The sequence below is a fragment of the Streptomyces sp. NPDC030798 genome, assembly GCF_055572275.1.
In genome coordinates, this window is record NZ_JBVIDR010000004.1 from 484,880 (window position 1) to 502,929 (window position 18,050).

At 72.1% G+C, this 18,050-nt stretch carries 15 protein-coding genes; 8 read left to right on the forward strand and 7 right to left on the reverse strand.

Annotation, left to right across the window (positions count from 1 at the left end; all coding sequences use genetic code 11):
* Nucleotides 1–188: 188 nt before the first annotated feature.
* Both ACZ404_RS12730 and ACZ404_RS12735 read right to left on the reverse strand, forming a co-directional pair.
* Nucleotides 189–3,023 carry an ATP-binding protein gene (locus tag ACZ404_RS12730; protein ID WP_468438907.1) on the reverse strand — a complete coding sequence of 945 codons (2,835 nt, stop codon included), beginning with the start codon at nucleotides 3,021–3,023 and terminating at the stop codon, nucleotides 189–191.
* A gap of 185 nt (nucleotides 3,024–3,208) precedes the next feature.
* Nucleotides 3,209–4,048, reverse strand: a complete 840-nt coding sequence (locus tag ACZ404_RS12735) for a helix-turn-helix transcriptional regulator (protein ID WP_468438909.1) — start codon at nucleotides 4,046–4,048, stop codon at nucleotides 3,209–3,211.
* A 148-nt stretch (nucleotides 4,049–4,196) separates the two neighbouring features.
* Here ACZ404_RS12735 and ACZ404_RS12740 point away from each other — a divergent pair, with 148 nt between their 5' ends.
* Together ACZ404_RS12740 and ACZ404_RS12745 are read left to right on the forward strand one after the other, a co-directional pair.
* Nucleotides 4,197–5,870 (forward strand): AMP-binding protein, encoded by a 1,674-nt coding sequence (locus ACZ404_RS12740; protein ID WP_468438911.1) that lies wholly within the window; start codon nucleotides 4,197–4,199, stop codon nucleotides 5,868–5,870.
* On the forward strand, nucleotides 5,867–7,477 hold the full coding sequence (locus tag ACZ404_RS12745) for an AMP-binding protein (protein ID WP_468438913.1): 1,611 nt from the start codon (nucleotides 5,867–5,869) through the stop codon (nucleotides 7,475–7,477). Before ACZ404_RS12740 ends, ACZ404_RS12745 begins: the two co-directional genes overlap by 4 nt.
* 9 nt (nucleotides 7,478–7,486) lie before the next feature.
* On the opposite strand, the gene ACZ404_RS12750 is transcribed toward ACZ404_RS12745, so the two are convergent.
* The gene (locus ACZ404_RS12750) at nucleotides 7,487–8,284 is read right to left on the reverse strand and encodes a hypothetical protein (protein WP_468438915.1); all 798 of its coding nucleotides are present in this window, start codon (nucleotides 8,282–8,284) and stop codon (nucleotides 7,487–7,489) included.
* Between the two features lie 217 nt (nucleotides 8,285–8,501).
* Here ACZ404_RS12750 and gcl point away from each other — a divergent pair, with 217 nt between their 5' ends.
* The gene (gcl, locus tag ACZ404_RS12755; RefSeq protein ID WP_468438917.1) at nucleotides 8,502–10,289 is read left to right on the forward strand and encodes a glyoxylate carboligase; all 1,788 of its coding nucleotides are present in this window, start codon (nucleotides 8,502–8,504) and stop codon (nucleotides 10,287–10,289) included.
* Between the two features lie 932 nt (nucleotides 10,290–11,221).
* Here gcl and ACZ404_RS12760 read toward each other — a convergent pair.
* From ACZ404_RS12760 to ACZ404_RS12775, 4 genes are all read right to left on the reverse strand, one after another.
* Nucleotides 11,222–11,455 (reverse strand): hypothetical protein, encoded by a 234-nt coding sequence (locus ACZ404_RS12760; protein ID WP_468438919.1) that lies wholly within the window; start codon nucleotides 11,453–11,455, stop codon nucleotides 11,222–11,224.
* A 377-nt stretch (nucleotides 11,456–11,832) separates the two neighbouring features.
* Nucleotides 11,833–13,296 carry a catalase gene (locus tag ACZ404_RS12765; RefSeq protein WP_468438921.1) on the reverse strand — a complete coding sequence of 488 codons (1,464 nt, stop codon included), beginning with the start codon at nucleotides 13,294–13,296 and terminating at the stop codon, nucleotides 11,833–11,835.
* A gap of 170 nt (nucleotides 13,297–13,466) precedes the next feature.
* Nucleotides 13,467–14,360, reverse strand: coding sequence for a 2-hydroxy-3-oxopropionate reductase (locus ACZ404_RS12770; protein WP_468438923.1), 894 nt, complete (start codon nucleotides 14,358–14,360; stop codon nucleotides 13,467–13,469).
* Nucleotides 14,361–14,401: 41 nt separating this feature from the next.
* Nucleotides 14,402–15,259, reverse strand: a complete 858-nt coding sequence (locus tag ACZ404_RS12775) for a TIM barrel protein (protein ID WP_468438925.1) — start codon at nucleotides 15,257–15,259, stop codon at nucleotides 14,402–14,404.
* Between the two features lie 160 nt (nucleotides 15,260–15,419).
* Here ACZ404_RS12775 and ACZ404_RS12780 point away from each other — a divergent pair, with 160 nt between their 5' ends.
* The 5 genes from ACZ404_RS12780 to pucL all read left to right on the forward strand — a co-directional run bounded on the left by ACZ404_RS12780 (nucleotide 15,420) and on the right by pucL (nucleotide 18,016).
* On the forward strand, nucleotides 15,420–15,683 hold the full coding sequence (locus tag ACZ404_RS12780; RefSeq protein ID WP_468438927.1) for a YkoF family thiamine-binding protein: 264 nt from the start codon (nucleotides 15,420–15,422) through the stop codon (nucleotides 15,681–15,683).
* A gap of 47 nt (nucleotides 15,684–15,730) precedes the next feature.
* A complete protein-coding gene (locus ACZ404_RS12785; protein WP_468439005.1) occupies nucleotides 15,731–16,042 on the forward strand; it encodes a helix-turn-helix domain-containing protein in 312 nt (103 codons plus the stop codon).
* A 120-nt stretch (nucleotides 16,043–16,162) separates the two neighbouring features.
* Nucleotides 16,163–16,675 carry a 2-oxo-4-hydroxy-4-carboxy-5-ureidoimidazoline decarboxylase gene (gene uraD / locus ACZ404_RS12790; protein WP_468438929.1) on the forward strand — a complete coding sequence of 171 codons (513 nt, stop codon included), beginning with the start codon at nucleotides 16,163–16,165 and terminating at the stop codon, nucleotides 16,673–16,675.
* Between the two features lie 3 nt (nucleotides 16,676–16,678).
* Nucleotides 16,679–17,086 (forward strand): hydroxyisourate hydrolase, encoded by a 408-nt coding sequence (gene uraH / locus ACZ404_RS12795; protein WP_468438931.1) that lies wholly within the window; start codon nucleotides 16,679–16,681, stop codon nucleotides 17,084–17,086.
* A 6-nt stretch (nucleotides 17,087–17,092) separates the two neighbouring features.
* Nucleotides 17,093–18,016 (forward strand): factor-independent urate hydroxylase, encoded by a 924-nt coding sequence (pucL, locus tag ACZ404_RS12800; RefSeq protein WP_468438933.1) that lies wholly within the window; start codon nucleotides 17,093–17,095, stop codon nucleotides 18,014–18,016.
* Nucleotides 18,017–18,050 lie beyond the last annotated feature (34 nt).

Consider the following 18,050-nt stretch of genomic DNA (forward strand, 5'->3'; position numbering starts at 1 on the left):
GTAGGGGTTGCCGGTGGGGGGTCGCGCGGGTGTGGAGCACGGGGGTCGCGGGACCGACCCCCGTATGCCCGGGCGAGCGGCACGCCCTTTACGCTAGGGCCCGGAACCCACGGTCCCAATGAGGGAACCCCCTAGGGGGGCGGGGTGAGGGAAAACCCTCGGTCCGGCTCAGTTAACAGGAGCGGCGCTCAGCGCGCCCTGCGACCTGCCGCCAATCGGACGATGTCGACGCGCGATCGGATCCCGAGCTTGCGGTAGACCCGGGTCAGCGTGGCCTCGACCGTCTTCACACTGACGAACAGCCGGGAGGCGATCTCCCGGTTGGTGGCGCCCTCCATGACCAGCGCCGCGACCTGACGCTCCATCGAGGCCAGCGACGCCAGGGCGTCCAGCGCCTCCGGCACCGCGAGCGCCGGCTCGGGGTCGGGGGCGGTGAGGGCCTCCTCCACCTGGCGCAGCCAGGGCAGCGCGCGGCAGCGGCGGAAGAGCCGGGTGGCCTCGTCGTACGCCGTCGTCCGCTTGACGCCGGGCTCCGGGCGCCGGGTGCGCAGCTGGGCCAGCGCGAACGCGGCGCGGGCCTCCTCCAGGCCGTAGCCGAGCTTGGCGAGCCGGTCCTGAGCGGACGTCAACTGGGCGAGGGCGGCGTCCTGGTCGCCGTGCGCGGCACGCACCAGCGCCTCCGCCCGGTCCAGCACGGCGAGGACACTCTCCCGCCCGAGCCGCAGGGCGTGCTCACGGCTGGCGTCGATGACGTCCTGCGCCTCGGCCGGTTCCCCGACGCGGACCAGCGCCTCGGCGAGGTCGCCGTGCCAGCGGCCGCGCGCCGGGTCCGTGATGCCGAGGCCCAGCTCCAGGCGGCGCACCCGGCGCAGCGAGCGGACCGTGCCCGCCGGGTCCCCGGCCACCAACTGGGCGTACCCGAGGGCGCCGAGCGCCCGGGAGAGGTACATCTGGTCGCCGTCCTCCTCGGCGTGCTGCACCGCCTCCCGGGCCAGCGCCAGCGCCCGGTCCACGTCCCCGCCGGAGGCCTCCGCCAACGAGGTGAGCATCGCCGAGGCGGTCTCGCCGATCCCGGAGTCCCGGGCGAGCCGCAGGCTCTCGCGGGCGAGGTCCAGGGCGCGCCCGCAGTGCCCGGCGCGCAGTTCGGTCTCGGCGAGGCCGCGCAGGAAGTGCACCTCGCTCTCCACCGACCCGCGCCGGCGCACCTCGCGCAGCAGCGCGGTGACGGTCGCCCGGGCCTCGCCGAGCTGGTCCCCCATGACCAGCCAGCGGAACCGGGCGCTGCCCGCGCCGTTGTGGTGCCAGGCCACCTGCGGGTCCTGCGGCTCCTTCAGGGCGCGCTTGATGGTCCGGGGCGCCTCCGGGTGGCCCATCAGCGTCTCGGTCTGCGCCTGGAAGGCGAGGGCGAGCAGCTCGGTGCGCCGGTCGCCGCCGCGCGCGGCCAGCTCGGCGGCGTGCGCCGCCTCCTCGCGGGCCTCGGTGAAGTCGCCCTCCACGATCAGCCCGCGCCAGGCGAGCTGGTAGTGCACGAGGGCCAGCAGCCGCGGGTCGTCGCCGGCGTCGGCGAGAGCCTGCGGGAAGACGGCGTCGACCTCGGACATGGTGTGGCCCGCGGTGTCGATGACGATGATCCAGGCCCGTACCCGGTCGGCCGGCCTCGTCGCCCGGGTCAGCACCTCCCGGGCGATGTCCCGGGCCAGGTCGACCTCGCCCGCGGTGATCGCGTCCTCGGCGGCCAGCAGCCGGCGCTCGTCCGGGGCGGGCACGCCGGCCGCCGGGGTGTGCCGGGCCGCCAGCAGACCGAGCTGGGCCGCCACCGAGGGCGCGCCCCGGTCCCGGGCAAGGGAGGCCGCCTCGGCGAGACTGGCGGCGACCTCCGGGTCGGTGCCGGTGGTGGCGAGGGCCAGGTGCCGGGCCCGCTCGATCGGGTCGGAGGCCACCGTGGACAGGGCCGCGTGCGCGGCGCGCCGTTCCTGGGCGGGTGTCTCGGCGTACAGCGCGGCGGAGATCAGCGGGTGCGCGAACCGTACGGCGGGCGCGTCCGGCTCGGTGGCCAGCAGCCCCAGCTCGGCGGCCTGGGCGCACTCGGCCTCGGCGTTCTCCCGGCCGGCCGCGTGCAGCAGGGCGAGGGTGGGGCGGGCGCCTGCGCTGGCGACCAGCAGGGTGCGGCGGGCCTCGACCGAGAGCATGTCGAGCCGGCTGAGCACGAGGGCGCGCAACGAGGTCGGCACCGGCAGCGGCTCGCCGGGGCGGGGCGGGGTGGGGCTGTCGGCGAGGGCCCGGCCGAGCTCCAGGGCGAACAGCGGGTTGCCGCCGCTGGTGCGGTGGATCTCGCGGACGGTGGAGCGGGGCAGGCCGCCGTGGCCCCGGTGGTCGAGGAGCTGGGCCACCTGGGTGCGGTTGAGCGGGCCGAGCCGGACGGCGACCGTGTCCGGCGGGCAGGCGCGCAAGTGACGGTCGTACTCCTGGCTCTCCTGGCCCTCGGTACGCACCGCGCACAGCAGCTGCACCGGGGTGCCCTCCAGGCGGCGGGCGGCGAAGCCGAGCAGCTCGGCGCTGGCCGGATCCAGCCACTGCAGGTCGTCGGCGACGACCAGGACCGGGCCCCGGGCGGCGAGCGCGCGCAGCGCGGAGAGCACCGCCAGGCGCAGTGCCAGGCCGTCGCGCTGCAGGCTGGACTCGCCGCGTCCGGTGAGCGCCGACTCCAGGGCGGTGCGCTGCGCGGCGGGCAGCCGGGGGGAGATGTCGTCGAGGACCAGTCCGAGGAGGTCGGCGAGGGCCAGGAAGGGGAGGTGGGATTCGGACTCGGTGGCCGAGCAGCGCAGGACGGTGCGCGCGGTGGCGCCGTATTCCTCGGCCAATGCCCGCAGCACGGTCGATTTACCTATTCCGGCCGGGCCGTGCAGCAGCACACTGCCGCCCGAGGCGAGCTGGTCGCGCGCGGTGGCGAACAGATCCTCGCGGCCGATGAGCAGGTCGGGGCGGCATCGGGCAGGCTCCTGGAAGTCCCGTCGCACGGTCACCGCTCCCCTCCTGTGTCGTGTTCGGGCCAAATTCTAGGCAACGATCCCTGAAATTCGGACGGAAGCCGTGGTGAGGGTAATAACAAACGGTCAGTCATGGGCGAATACAAAGTTACGCCACTCAACGGGCAGGTTTCCTTACGGCTGCCGCGGAAGGGCCCCCGCCGATCTCTCGCCCGGCACCCTCAGGGCAGCAGTCCCGCCCGGCGTGCGGCGGTCACCGCCTCCCCTCGGGTGTGCGCGCCCAGCTTCCGCATCGCCGAACGCAGATATCCCTTCACCGTCTCCGGGCGCAGCCCCAGCCGCTCGGCCACGGCCGCGTTGGTCGCGCCCGCCGCCACCCAGGACAGCACGTCCAGCTCGCGCGGCGCCAGGCTCACCGCGTCCGCCGGACGCGGTGCGGCCAGCAGACCGCAGGCGGCGAGCAGGTCGGCGCGCAGCCCGGGGTCGGTGATCCGGGGCGCCAGCGCGCGCAGCGCGGCATGGGCCTCGCGCACCTGCTCCCAGGCCCCGCCCGGATCGGGGCCCGCGGCGTCCGGCTCCGGGACCCGGGCGGCCGCCAGCAGCCCCCGCGCCTCCTCCCGGACCACCAGCGCCTGCTCCACGTCCCGCGCCGCCGCCATCGCCGCCCCCAGCGTCCGGTCCCCGAGCGGCTGGGCGGTGCGCAGCGCCCCGTACAGCACCCCGCGCACCTGCCGCCGAACGACGACCGGCACCGCGACGATCGAGCAGAGGCCCTCGGCGGCCACCGGGACGTCGTACTCGTGGCTGATCTGCCGGGAGCGGGAGTAGTCCGTGACCGCGCACGGCCGGGCCAGTGCCGCCGTCTTGCCGCCCAGCCCGTTGCCGGAGGTCACCGCGAGCGAGCGCAGTGCCGCCGTGCGGGTGCCGCTCAGCTCGGTGATGCGGATCTGCGGCCGGCCGGGCTCGAGCACCCCGCCGAACGCCACCGGCAGCCCGGTGGTGCGCCGCAGCCGGGCCAGGGCACCGCGTATCTCCGCCGCCGCAACGGCCTCTGCTGCCACCTCGTCGCTCCTTCGGCACGGCTCTCGTGCTTGCCCACACCCCCGTCCGCGTGGACCACACCCCCGTTCGGGGGTAGTGAGACCTGCATCACGGATTAGACGATGCCAGAGAGCCGCCCGGCAATGGTCCGGTACTGAGGAGGACACCATGACGACGGCGACGGAGCTGTTCCGCGGAGCCCGGGACTTCCTGCTGGAACACCGCGAGGACTACGCCACCGCGTACGCGGGCTTCGCCTGGCCGCGGCCCGAGCACTTCAACTGGGCGCTGGACTGGTTCGACGTGATCGCCGAGGGCAACGACCGGACCGCGCTGCACATCGTCGAGGAGGACGGCAGCGAGGTCCGGCTCTCCTTCGCCGAGCTGGCCGAGCGCTCCGACCGGGTCGCGAACTGGCTGCGCGCCCGGGGCGTCGCCGCCGAGGACCGCGTCCTCGTGATGCTCGGCAACCAGGCCGAACTCTGGGAGACGGCGCTCGCCGCGATGAAGCTGCGTGCGGTCGTCATCCCGGCCACCCCGCTGCTCGGCCCCGCCGACCTGACCGACCGGGTCGAGCGCGGCCGGGTCAAGCACGTGCTGGTGCGTGCCGAGGACACCGCCAAGTTCGCCGACGTGCCGGGCGCCTACACCCGGATCGCCGTCGGCGGCCTGCCCCAGGAGGGCTGGGAGCCGTACGAGGACGCCTACGCCGCCCCGGCCGAGTTCCTCCCCGACGGCCCCACCCTGGCCGACGACCCGCTGATGCTGTACTTCACCTCGGGCACCACCGCCCGCCCCAAGCTGGTCGAGCACACCCACACGTCCTATCCCGTCGGCCATCTGGCCACCATGTACTGGATCGGCCTGAAGCCCGGCGACGTGCACCTGAACATCTCCTCGCCCGGCTGGGCCAAGCACGCCTGGTCCAACCTGTTCGCCCCGTGGAACGCGGAGGCGACCGTCTTCATCCACAACTACACCCGCTTCGACGCCGGCCGGCTGATGGCCGAGATGGACCGCCACGGCGTCACCACCTTCTGCGCCCCGCCCACCGTGTGGCGCATGCTCATCCAGGCCGACCTGACCCAGCTGACCACCCCGCCCCGCGAGGTCGTCGCCGCCGGCGAGCCCCTCAACCCCGAGGTCATCGAGCAGGTCCGGCGCGCCTGGGGCATCACCATCCGGGACGGCTTCGGGCAGACCGAGACCGCCGTACAGGTCTCCAACAGCCCCGGCCAGCCGCTGAAGACCGGCTCCATGGGCCGTCCCAGCCCCGGCTACCGGGTGGAGCTGCTCGACCCGGTCTCGGGCGCGCCGGGCGCGGCCGAGGGCGAGATCGCCCTCGACCTCTCCGAGCGGCCGGTCGGCCTCATGGCCGGCTATCACGGCGACCCCGACCGGACGGCCGAGGCGATGGCCGGCGGCTACTACCGCACGGGTGACATCGCCTCCCGCGACGACGAGGGCTACCTCACCTACATCGGGCGCAGCGACGACGTGTTCAAGGCCTCCGACTACAAGATCAGCCCCTTCGAGCTGGAGAGCGCGCTGCTGGAGCACGAGGCGGTCGCCGAGGCGGCCGTCGTCCCCGCGCCCGACGAGCTGCGGCTGGCCGTGCCCAAGGCGTACGTCGTCCTCGCCGAGGGCTACGAGCCCGGCCCCGACACCGCCAAGGTGATCTTCGAGCACTCCCGTGAGGTGCTGGCCCCCTACAAGCGCATCCGCCGGCTGGAGTTCGGCTCGCTGCCCAAGACCGTCTCCGGCAAGATCCGCCGGATCGAGCTGCGCGAGGCCACGGCCACCGGCTCGGACGACGAGTACCGCGAGGAGGACTTCCGGTGACCGCGGAACTGTCGTACACCCACGGGACGGGCTCCACCGCCCTCCTCGGCGACACCATCGGCGCCAACCTCGACCGGGCCGTGGCCGCGTGGCCCGACCGCGAGGCCCTGGTCGACGTGCCCTCCGGGCGCCGCTGGACCTACGCGGAGTTCGCCGCCGACGTCGAGCGGCTGGCGTACGCGCTGCTCGCGAGCGGCGTCGCCAAGGGCGACCGGGTGGGCATCTGGGCGGTCAACTGCGCCGAGTGGGTGCTCGTGCAGTACGCCACCGCCCGCATCGGCGCCGTCATGGTGAACATCAACCCCGCCTACCGCACCCACGAGGTCGAGTACGTCCTCAACCAGGCCGGGATCTCCCTGCTGTTCGCCTCCCTCAGCCACAAGGGCAGCGACTACCGCGCCATGGTGGAGGACGTGCGCGGCACCTGCCGGGATTTGAAGGAGACCGTCTACATCGGGGACCCCGGCTGGGAGGCCTTCACCGCACGCGGCACGGCCGACCGCCGCGAGGAACTGCGTGCCCGGGAAGCGCAGTTGTCCACCGACGACCCCATCAACATCCAGTACACCTCGGGCACCACCGGCTTCCCCAAGGGCGCCACCCTCTCCCACCACAACATCCTCAACAACGGCTACTTCGTGGGGGAGTTGACCGCCTACACCGAACAGGACCGGATCTGTATCCCGGTGCCCTTCTACCACTGCTTCGGCATGGTCATGGGCAACCTGGCGGCCACCTCGCACGGCGCCTGCATGGTCATCCCCGCCCCCTCCTTCGAGCCCCGGGCGACCCTGGAGGCGGTGCAGCGGGAGCGCTGCACGTCCCTCTACGGCGTCCCGACCATGTTCATCGCGGAGCTGAACCTGCCGGACTTCGCCCGTTACGACCTCTCCACCCTGCGCACCGGCATCATGGCGGGATCGCCCTGCCCGGTGGAGGTGATGAAGCGGGTCGTCGCCGAGATGCACATGGAGGAGGTCTCCATCTGCTACGGCATGACCGAGACCTCCCCGGTGTCCCTGCAGACCCGGATCGAGGACGACCTGGAGCACCGCACCGCCACCGTGGGCCGGGTCCTGCCCCACCTGGAGGTCAAGGTCGTCGACCCGGCCACCGGTGTCACCCAACCCCGGGGCAGCGCGGGGGAGTTGTGCACCCGCGGCTACAGCGTGATGCTCGGCTACTGGAACGAGCCGGAGAAGACCGCCGAGGCCGTCGACGCCGGCCGCTGGATGCACACCGGGGACCTCGCGGTGATGCGCGAGGACGGGTACGTGGAGATCGTCGGCCGGATCAAGGACATGATCATCCGGGGCGGCGAGAACATCTATCCGCGCGAGATCGAGGAGTTCCTCTACGCCCATCCCAAGATCCAGGACGTCCAGGTCGTCGGGGTGCCGCACGAGACCTACGGCGAGGAGGTCCTCGCCTGTGTCATCCCGCGCGACGCCGCCGACCCGCTCACCCTGGAGGAGCTGCGCGCCTTCTGCCAGGACCGGCTCGCGCACTACAAGATCCCCAGCCGGCTGCAGCTCCTCGACTCCTTCCCGATGACGGTGTCGGGCAAGGTGCGCAAGGTGGAGCTGCGCCAGACGTACGGCGGCTGAGGCCGGCCGTCAGAGCCCCGGCCCCGCCTCGCTCAGCCGCTCGGCCGGGCCGTTCACCGGTCGTGGGACGCCCGTGAGGTCCAGGACGAACAGCGGCACGCCCAGCGTGTCGGCCCGGGCCCGGGCGTCCTCGGCGTATCCGGCCAACGAGAAGCAGACACAGCCCGCCGACTCCGTCATGGCCGTCAGCCACAGGCACTCCACGTCCCGCAGCGAGGCGGGCCGCACGGCCGGGTCCACCAGCGCGACCAGGCCGGGCGCGGCCAGCCCGATGCCGGACGGCGGCCGCTGGTCGGCACGGCGGATGTCGCGGTAGCCGAGCCCGCGCAGATAGAGCGCGGCGGTGGTGACCGCGTCGCGGGCGGTGTGGATGGCGCGGGGGTGGAAGCGGGGCCGGCGCGCGGCGGTGGGCTCGGGTTCCGGGGCGGGCGCCGGTTCGGGGGCCTTCGCCGCTGTCGGGTCCGGCGCCGTCGCGCCTGTCGGATCCGTCGCCGGTTGCGCCGCCGGGCCGCCCGGTGTGAGGGGGGCGGTGCCGGCCGGCGGTGCCGCGCCCCGCACGGGCACGCGCACGAACGTGCCGCACGGACAGCCCAGTTCCGGCTGCGGCCAGTCGGTGCGGCGCCCGCAGACCGTGCAGCGCAAGGTCACCCACTCCTCGTCCCAGCCGCGCCGCCCGAGCGCGACCGGTTCCGCGGCCGGGTCCGCCCGGAGGACGGCCGGGGTGCCGCACACGCAGGGGTACGCCTGCGCCGCGTAGATGTGCTCGCGCCGGCAGGCCGGACAGCGCACCGGCATGCTCTCGTCCATGACCCGCCCCCGGGTGGTCGCGATCCTCCCCAACCCCTCCATCGTCCCCCTCCCCGCACCGGCCTGTCCGGCTCTTGCCGTCTCTTGACGAGGTCCGCCCGCCCCCCTACATTGCTTCCAGATAGTAGAAGTCAAATTCCGTAATGCGGAATTGAAGCTGTGCTCACCGCGGGGCGCGACGGGAGTACGCATCCGACAGCCGAAGCAGGAGTACTCGATGGCCCGAATGACCGCTGCCCGCGCGGCAGTTGAGATCCTCAAGCGCGAGGGCGTCACCGACGCCTTCGGTGTGCCCGGCGCGGCGATCAACCCGTTCTACAAGGCGCTCAAAGAGGGCGGCGGCATCCAGCACACCCTCGCCCGCCATGTCGAGGGCGCCTCCCACATGGCCGAGGGCTACACCCGCACCCGGCCCGGCAACATCGGCGTCTGCATCGGCACCTCGGGCCCCGCCGGCACCGACATGATCACCGGCCTGTACTCGGCCATCGGCGACTCCATCCCGATCCTGTGCATCACCGGCCAGGCACCGACCGCCGTGATCCACAAGGAGGACTTCCAAGCCGTCGACATCGCCGCGATCGCGGGCCCGGTCACCAAGATGGCGGTCACCGTCCTGGAGGCCGCGCAGGTCCCCGGCGTCTTCCAGCAGGCCTTCCACCTGATGCGCTCCGGCCGTCCCGGCCCCGTTCTGATCGACCTCCCGATCGACGTGCAGCAGACGGAGATCGAGTTCGACCCGGAGACGTACGAGCCGCTCCCGGTCTACCGGCCCACCGCGACCCGCGCCCAGATCGAGAAGGCGCTCTCCTTCCTGCTGGCCGCAGAGCGCCCGGTCCTCGTCGCCGGCGGCGGCGTCATCGGCGCCGACGCCTGCGACCTGCTGACCGAGTTCGCCGAACTGACGCAGACGCCCGTCATCCCGACGCTGATGGGCTGGGGCGCGCTGCCCGACGACCACGAACTGAACGCCGGCATGGTCGGCGTGCAGACCTCGCACCGCTACGGCAACGCCACCTTCCTGGAGTCCGACGTCGTCCTCGGCATCGGCAACCGCTGGGCCAACCGCCACACCGGCTACAAGCTGGACGTGTACCGCGGCGACCGCACGTTCGTCCACGTCGACATCGAGCCCACCCAGATCGGCAAGATCTTTCCGCCGGACTACGGCGTCGTCTCCGACGCGAGGGCGGCGCTGGAGCTGTTCGTCGAGGTGGCCAAGGACCTGAAGGCGGAGGGCCGGCTGCCCGACCGCACCGAATGGGTCGCCTCCACCCAGGAGCGCAAGGCCACGCTGCTGCGCCGCACGCACTTCGACAACGTGCCGATGAAACCGCAGCGCGTGTACGAGGAGATGAACAAGGCCTTCGGCCCCGAGACGCGGTACGTCACCACGATCGGCCTCTCCCAGATCGCCGGCGCGCAGATGCTGCACGTCTACAAGCCCCGCCACTGGATCAACTGCGGCCAGGCCGGCCCGCTCGGCTGGACCATCCCGGCCGCGATCGGCGTCGCCAAGGCCGACCCGGAGACCCCGGTGGTCGCGCTCTCCGGGGACTACGACTTCCAGTTCATGATCGAGGAGCTGGCCGTCGCCGCGCAGCACCGGGTCCCCTACGTCCACGTCCTGGTGAACAACGCCTACCTGGGCCTGATCCGCCAGGCGCAGATCGGCCTGGACATCAACTTCCAGGTCAACCTGGAGTTCGAGAACATCAACACGCCCGAGATCGGCGTCTACGGCGTCGACCACGTCAAGGTCGCCGAGGGCCTGGGCTGCAAGGCCATCCGGGTCACCGAGCCGGACCAGCTGGGCGCGGCCTTCGAGCAGGCGAAGAAGCTGGCCGCCGAGTACCGGGTGCCGGTCGTCGTCGAGGCGATCCTGGAGCGGATCACCAACATCTCCATGAGCCGCACCATGGACATCAGCGACATCTCCGAGTTCGAGGACCTGGCCACGGAGCCGGGCCACGCGCCGACGTCGATCAAGCCGCTGAAGGTCTGACGCCTCGCACGAGGTGGGAGGGCGGTCCGTCCGGGGGGACGGGCCGCCCTCCGGCGTTCTCGCGCCTTCCCCGTCCTCAGTCGAACCCGCCGCCCCCGCAGCCTCCCCACCCACCGGGATCGTGACCACCGTACGAGCCGCCGTGGCCGCCGCCGGAATGGTGATCCCCGCCGCAGTGGTGTCCGTCGCCGCCCGGTCGTTCATGCCCTCGTCGCCGACGATGCCGCGCAGGCCCGTCCCCCGGCCCCACGGGAAGAGGCCCTCGTCCGCCAGTGCGCCACGGCCGGTGAGCCCGGCATCCCGGGTGAAGCGCGGCAGCAGGGCGGTCAGCGCCCGCTCGCCGTACAGCGCGACGGCGAGCAGCACCTGATCGTCCGCCGGGCCGTCGCGGTGCTCGGGCAGTGGATGGCGCTCGCGCAGCGACGCCGGCAGGCGGCGGGCGGCCCGGGTGCGTCCCGGCGGCAGCGAGCGCAGCAGCCCCTGCGCCACGAGCTCGGCCCGCATGCGCGCGAGGGCCCGCCCCACCACCGCCCGGGCGGGCAACCCGCGCAGCCCCGCGGGCCGGTACAGGGCGGTGCGCACGGCCTTCTCCAGCGGATGGCGGAAGGGGGCGGCGTCCCGCGCCCCGGTCCTGTGCAGGGTGCCCGGCCGGCCGGCGTCGACCGTGCCGCGCAGATGCAGCCCGACCACGGCGACGGTCACGGCGGCGCGGGCGCCCGCCCGCAGCAGGGCGATCGCGCACGGATCCGGCGGAACCGATGGCGTGCGGTCCATGAGACCCCCCCGCGCGGGGCCCGCCGCCCCCGTGCCGGCGGGCCCCGCATGCCGGTGATGTGCCCGCCGGAGACGGCAGTTGAAGCCTTTCCGGGAGTGTTCAGAGCTTGATTTGAGGTTGCGCAGGCGGGATACGGCCGGTGCCGTGCGCCGCGCGGCTACAGCTCGTGCTCCGACAGCCCGGGCCAGTCGTCCGGGCCGCCGCCCTGCCATTCGATGAGGTCGCTCTCCTCGACCTCGACGCGGTCCAGGTCGGCCAGCCGCAGGATCTCGACGACGTCGTCCAGGTGGGAGGCGAGCCCCAGGGTCACCTCGCCCTCGGTGACGCGCCGGGAGCCGTCCAGTGCCGGGGCATGGACCACGATGTGCGGGTACTGCGTCGGATTGCCCATGGCATCAGCGTCCTGCGGATGCGACGCCCGCGCACGCCGGGCCGTCTCCCGGCAGCGCGAAGGCGCCCCCCTGGATCAGGGGGGCGCCTTCGCGCTCTGTGGTGCCCGTCCGACGGCGCGAGGCTGGGCGCGACAGAACATTCGCGCCGCCGGACGGAGTCGTGGCCGGGGACCGCGGCGGAGGCGACGGAGCCGGGGCGCCTTCCCTCTGGTCGAGAAGGGGCCCAGGTCCTTCACCACCGCACTGGCTCGCACACCGCCGCGGTCCTCGTCCTGCCCGCCGTGCCGATCGATCACCCCTCATCCGGATCGCTCGGCAGCGGGTCGTGAGCGTCCGGGGCCGGCCTCCCCGCCGGGACCCGGACGCGGCCTGTGGCTCAGTCCTCGCGCAGGGCGCGGACCGCCTCCTCCACACGCCGGCCGTAGTCCGGGTCGGCGGCGTGGAAGTGGGCCAGGTTCTTGTCGATCACGTCGTCGCGGGAGACCCGCGCGAGGCCGCCGGCGATGTTGGCGATGAGGCGGGACTTCTCCTCCGCCGACATCAGCCGGTACAGCTCGCCCGCCTGGAAGAAGTCGTCGTCCTTCGTGTGGAGCGGGGCCTCGTGGGCGCCGGTGTGGCCGGAGACGGCGAGCGGCGCCGACAGCGGGCGGCCGGTCTCCACGGGGCCGTCGTAGGAGTTCGGCTCGTAGTTCTTGGCCTGCCGGCCCTGGGCGTTGAGCGCCATGAAGCCGTCGCGGCCGTAGTTCCGGGCACCGCCCGGCACCGCCTTCGGGGCGTTGACCGGCAGCAGGGTGTGGTTGACGCCGAGCCGGTAGCGCTGGGCGTCCGCGTAGGCGAACAGGCGGCCCTGAAGCATCTTGTCCGGGGAGGGGCCGATGCCGGGCACGAAGTTGTTCGGGGAGAACGCGGCCTGCTCGACCTCGGCGAACACGTTGTCCGGGTTGCGGTCCAGGACCAGCCGGCCGACCCGCCGCAGCGGGTAGTCCTTGTGCGGCCACACCTTCGTCAGGTCGAAGGGGTTGAAGCGGTAGTCCGCCGCCTCGGCCGCCGGCATCAGCTGGACGTACAGGGTCCAGGACGGATGCACCCCGCGCTCGATCGCCTGGAGCAGGTCCGTCTGGTGGGAGTCGGCGTCCTGGCCGGCCAGTTCCTGCGCCTGCTCGGCGGACAGGCAGCGGATGCCCTGGTTCGTCTTGAAGTGGTACTTGACGAAGAAGGCCTCGCCCTCGGCGTTCGTCCAGGAGTAGGTGTGCGAGCCGTAGCCGTTCATGTGCCGGTACGACGCCGGGATGCCGCGGTCGCCCATCAGCCAGGTCACCTGGTGCGTGGCCTCGGGGGAGTGGGCCCAGAAGTCCCAGACGTTGTCCGGCTCCTGACGGCCCGTGAACGGATCCCGCTTCTGCGAGTGGATGAAGTCGGGGAACTTCAGCGGGTCCTTGATGAAGAACACCGGGGTGTTGTTGCCGACGAGGTCGTAGTTGCCCTCCTCGGTGTAGAACTTCACCGCGAAGCCGCGCGGGTCGCGCACCGCGTCCGCGCCGCCGAGGGAGTCGGCGACCGTGGAGAAGCGCACGAACACCTCGGTGCGCTTGCCGATCGCGCTCAGGAAGCCGGCGCGGGTGAAGCCGGTGACGTCGTCCGTCACCTCGAAGTGGCCGTACGCGCCGGAGCCACGGGCGTGCACCACACGCTCCGGGATCCGCTCGCGGTTGAAGCGCGCCAGCTTCTCCAGCAGGTGCTGGTCCTGGATCAGGAGCGGGCCGCCGACGCCGGCGGAGGCGGAGTTCTGGTTGTCGGCGACGGGGGCGCCGGACTCGGTGGTGAGCACGCGCTGCGGCATCGTGGACCTTCCGTACGGGTGTCAGCGGAAAGCTGTTTCCGCTTCGTGGAGCCTAGAAGTGGGGCGATCGAGGCGTCAACAGTTTGTTGAAGTCGGTTCCGGGCCGCGGCGCCGCCTGGGCGCGACAGGACAGGTGTCGGCGGCGCCGCGGCCCGGAAGTCTCGGGGGCGTCAGACCCGGGCGCCGGACAGGCGCTCCACGGCGCGCAGCAGCGCCGAGTGGTCCAGGCCGCCGTCGCCCTGCGCGCGCAGGGAGGCGACGAGCTGGGCGACCACGGCGCCGACCGGCAGCGCGGCACCGACGGTGCGGGCGGCGTCCGTGACGATGCCCATGTCCTTGTGGTGCAGGTCGATGCGGAAGCCAGGCTTGAAGTCGCGGTTCAGGAAGTTGTCCTTCTTGCGCGCCAGCACGGTGGAACCGGCCAGGCCGCCGCCCAGGACGTCCAGCGCGGCCTTCAGGTCCACGCCCGACTTCTCCAGGAAGACCACGGCCTCGGCGCACGCCTGGATGTTCACGGCCACGATCAGCTGGTTGGCCGCCTTCACGGTCTGGCCGGAGCCGTGCGGGCCGCACAGCACGATGGTCTTGCCGAGCGCCTCGAACACCGGCCGCGCCTCGTCGAAGTCGGCCTGGTCACCGCCGACCATGATCGACAGTACGGCCTCGATCGCGCCGGCCTCACCGCCGGACACCGGGGCGTCGAGCACGCGGATGCCCTTGTCCTTGGCGGCGGCGGCCAGGTCGATGGAGGTCTGCGGGGTGATCGAGGACATGTCGATCAGCAGGGCGCCGGACCTGGCGTTCTCCAGGATGCCGTCCGGGCCGTAGGCGATGGCTTCGACCTGCGGAGAGGCGGGGACCATCGTGATGACCACGTCGGCGTCGCGCACGGCCTCGGCGATCGAGGAGGCGACGGTGCCGCCGGCGGCGGCCAGCCGGTCCAGCTTCTCCTGCTCCAGCGTGAAGCCGGTGACCGGGTAACCCGCCTTGATCAGGTTCTCGGACATGGGCGAGCCCATGATGCCGAGGCCGATCCACGCGATCTTGGGGAGGGTGTTGCTCATGATGGGGGTGCCTCTCTCAACTGCTGTGCAACGTCAGGGGGTCAGCGCGCGGCCCGCGCTTCGCGCGGGAGCCAGTCGAAGGCCTCGGCGCTCGGGCGGTCGCCGGCCTTGTACTCCAGGCCCACCCAGCCGTCGTAACCGGCCTTCTTGAGCCGGCCGAGCAGCTCCTCGAGCGGGAGCGAACCCGTTCCGGGGGCGCCGCGGCCGGGGTTGTCGGCGATCTGGACGTGACCCGTCTTCGCGGCGTACGCCTCGATGACCGACGGCAGGTCCTCGCCGTTCATGGACAGGTGGTACAGATCCATCAGGAACTTGGCGTTCCCGAGGCCGGTCGCCTCGTTGACCTTGTCCACGACCTCGATCGCCTCGGGCGCGCTCACGATCGGGCACTTCGGCGACTCGGGCCGGTTGAGGGCCTCGATCAGGACGGTCCCGCCGACCCGGCCGACGGCCTCGGCCGCGAGGACCAGGTTCTCCAGGGCGAGCGCGTCCTGCTCGGCCGGGTCCACGCCGTCGACGCGGTTGCCGTACAGGGCGTTGAACGTCGTGCAGCCGAGCGACCCGGCGAAGGCGATGGCCACGTCGATGTTGGCGCGGAACTTCTCCGACTCCTCGCCCGGGACCGACAGGGCGCCGCGGTCCGGGCCCGGCAGTTGTCCGGCGTAGAAGTTCAGACCCGTGAGCTGTACATCCGCGTCCTCGATCGCCTTCCTCAGGGCGTCGAGCTCGGACTGCTCGGGGGTGGGGGAGTCGATCCAGGGCCACCACAGCTCGACCGCGGTGAAGCCGGCCGCGGCGGCGGCCGCGGGGCGTTCCAGGAGCGGGAGTTCCGTGAAGAGGATCGACAGGTTGACGTTGAAGCGCTGGTCTGCGGCTGTGCTCCATGCAAAACCTGGCATTCGGGCCGCGCTCCCTTCCGTGGGTCGAGATTCCGTATTACGGAAGTTTGTTTCTGCGTAATGGAAGACTGCCGTCGGGTGTCGGGGCTTGTCAAGGGGGGTCCGCAGGCGGAGCCGGTGGACCGGCCCCAAAATCCGTGCGGCGCGTTAGGTTGAGCGCGTGCGATTGAGAGTGGAGTTCACGACCGAACCGTTCGACCTCGACAAGGCGCCCGCGCACGCCGTGGTGGCCCGCGAGGTCATCGAGGCGGCCGAGCTGGACACCGTGGACGTCGGGCCGTTCGGCAACACGGCCGAGGGGGGCGCGGACAGCGTCCTCACCGCCCTGGACGCGCTGCTGCGCAAGTCCCTGGAGGCCGGCGCCACCCGGATCTCGCTCCAGGTCAACGTGATCGACGACGTGAGCGGGGAGGGTGGTAGGTGACCGCGGACGAGCCCTTCATCACGGCGGTGAAACCGCTGGTCGACGCCATGGGCGGGGAGATGCTCCCGCCCGACGAGGCCGGCCCCGAGGACGTCGTCCTCGCCTGGCAGGGCGTCGACGTCGTCGCCGTCCGCCTGCCCCAGCTCGCGGACTCCCTCGACCACATCCTCGCCGCCATGGAGCGCCGTCAGGGCCGGCCGCTGGCCGACCTGGACCGCAAGGCCAAGCAGGAGGTCGTACGCACTCTGGAGGCGCGGGGCGCCTTCGCCGTGCGACACGGCGTGGAGACCGTGGCGAGTGCGCTCGGCGTCAGCCGCTTCACGGTCTACAACTACCTGAACCGGGAGAAGGGCAGCTGACCGCCGCCTCGGCTTGTTACGCGGAATTTTCAACAAAGTGTTGACGTGGCGTTTCCGGGGGCGTTAGCTAGCGGCAGCCCGTTCAGCACGACGGCCGCCCCGGCGGCCACGGAGGCTCCCGTGACGTCGACTTCCACGCCCCCGGGCCTGACCCGGTTCAACGACCTGGAGGAGCGGGCGGCCCGTGCCGCCCTCCACGAGGCGTGCGCCTCCACCGAGTGGGCCCGGCGCCTGATCGCCGCCCGCCCCTACGCCACCGCCGACGACCTCTTCGCCGCCAGTGACGCCGCCATGGCGGAGCTGACCGCGGCCGACCTGGCCGAGGCCATGGCCGGCCATCCGCCCATCGGCCGCCCCAAGCCGGGCGACCCGACCTCCGCCCGCGAGCAGCGCGGCATGGCCGGCGCCTCCGAGGAGCTCAAGGCCGAGATGCTCGAACTGAACCTGGCCTACCAGGAGAAGTTCGGCCATGTGTTCCTGATCTGCGCCACCGGCCGGACCGGCGAGCAGATGCGCGACGCGCTCAAGGAGCGGATCGGCAACGCGCCGGAGCAGGAGCGGGAGATCGTCCGCACCGAGCTGGGCAGGATCAACCGCATCCGCCTGGCCCGACTCGTCGAAGAGGACGCCTGACCCATGAGCACCAGCACCACCGCCTCCGTGTCCACGCACATCCTGGACACCTCCGCCGGCCGCCCCGCCGAGGGCGTCGCCGTCCAGCTCTCCGCCCGCAGCGGGCGCACAGCGGACTGGCAGGCGCTCGGCGGCTCCGCGACCGACGCCGACGGCCGGTGCAAGGACCTGCCGGCCCTGCCGGAGGGGACCACCCACGTACGGCTCGACTTCGCGGTGGAGCCGTACTTCGAAGAGAGATCCGCCAAGAAGCAAGCCGATGCGCAGCAGGACGCCCCCGCGAATCGGGACAGCGGACCCGGCGTGTTCTTCCCGGAGGTGGCGATCACGTTCGCCGTCGTGCCGGGCGAGCACTACCACGTACCGCTGCTGCTCAACCCGTTCGGCTACTCCGTTTACCGAGGGAGCTAGCTAAAGATGCCCACCATCCTGGGACAGAACCAGTACGGCAAGGCCGAGAACCGAGTCGTCAAGATCACGCGGGACGGCGCCACCCACCACATCAAGGACCTCAACGTCTCCGTCGCGCTGAGCGGCGACATGGACGAGGTCCACTACTCCGGCTCCAACGCACACGTCCTGCCGACCGACACCACCAAGAACACGGTGTTCGCGTTCGCCAAGGAGCACGGCATCGAGTCCGCCGAGCAGTTCGGCATCCACCTCGCCCGCCACTTCGTCACCTCCCAGGAGCCGATCCACCGCGCCCGGATCCGCATCGAGGAGTACGCCTGGGAGCGCATCGAGACCTCCGACGCCAACTCCAGGTTCATCGGCGCCGACGAGGTCAAGCACTCCTTCGTCCGCAAGGGCCAGGAGACCCGCCTGACCCAGATCACCTACGACGGTTCCTCCTGGGAGGTGATCTCGGGCCTGAAGGACCTGACGGTGATGAACTCGACCAACTCCGAGTTCTGGGGCTACCTCAAGGACAAGTACACGACCCTGAAGGAGGCCTACGACCGCATCCTGGCCACCTCGGTCTCCGCCCGCTGGCGGTTCAACTGGACCGACGACGAGCAGAAGGCGCCGCACTGGGAGAAGTCCTACGAGCAGGTCAAGAAGCACATGCTCCAGGCCTTCGCCGAGACCTACTCCCTCTCCCTGCAGCAGACGCTGTACCAGATGGGCTCGCGCATCATCAACAACCGCAGCGAGATCGACGAGGTCCGCTTCTCGCTGCCGAACAAGCACCACTTCCTGGTCGACCTGGAGCCCTTCGGGCTCAAGAACGACAACGAGGTGTACTTCGCCGCCGACCGGCCCTACGGCCTGATCGAGGCGACCATCCTCCGGGACGGCTGCGAGCCGCGCATCCCGGTGGACCTGACCAACCTCTGACCACCCTCTCTCGGCACCCGTGACCGGGGAAGCA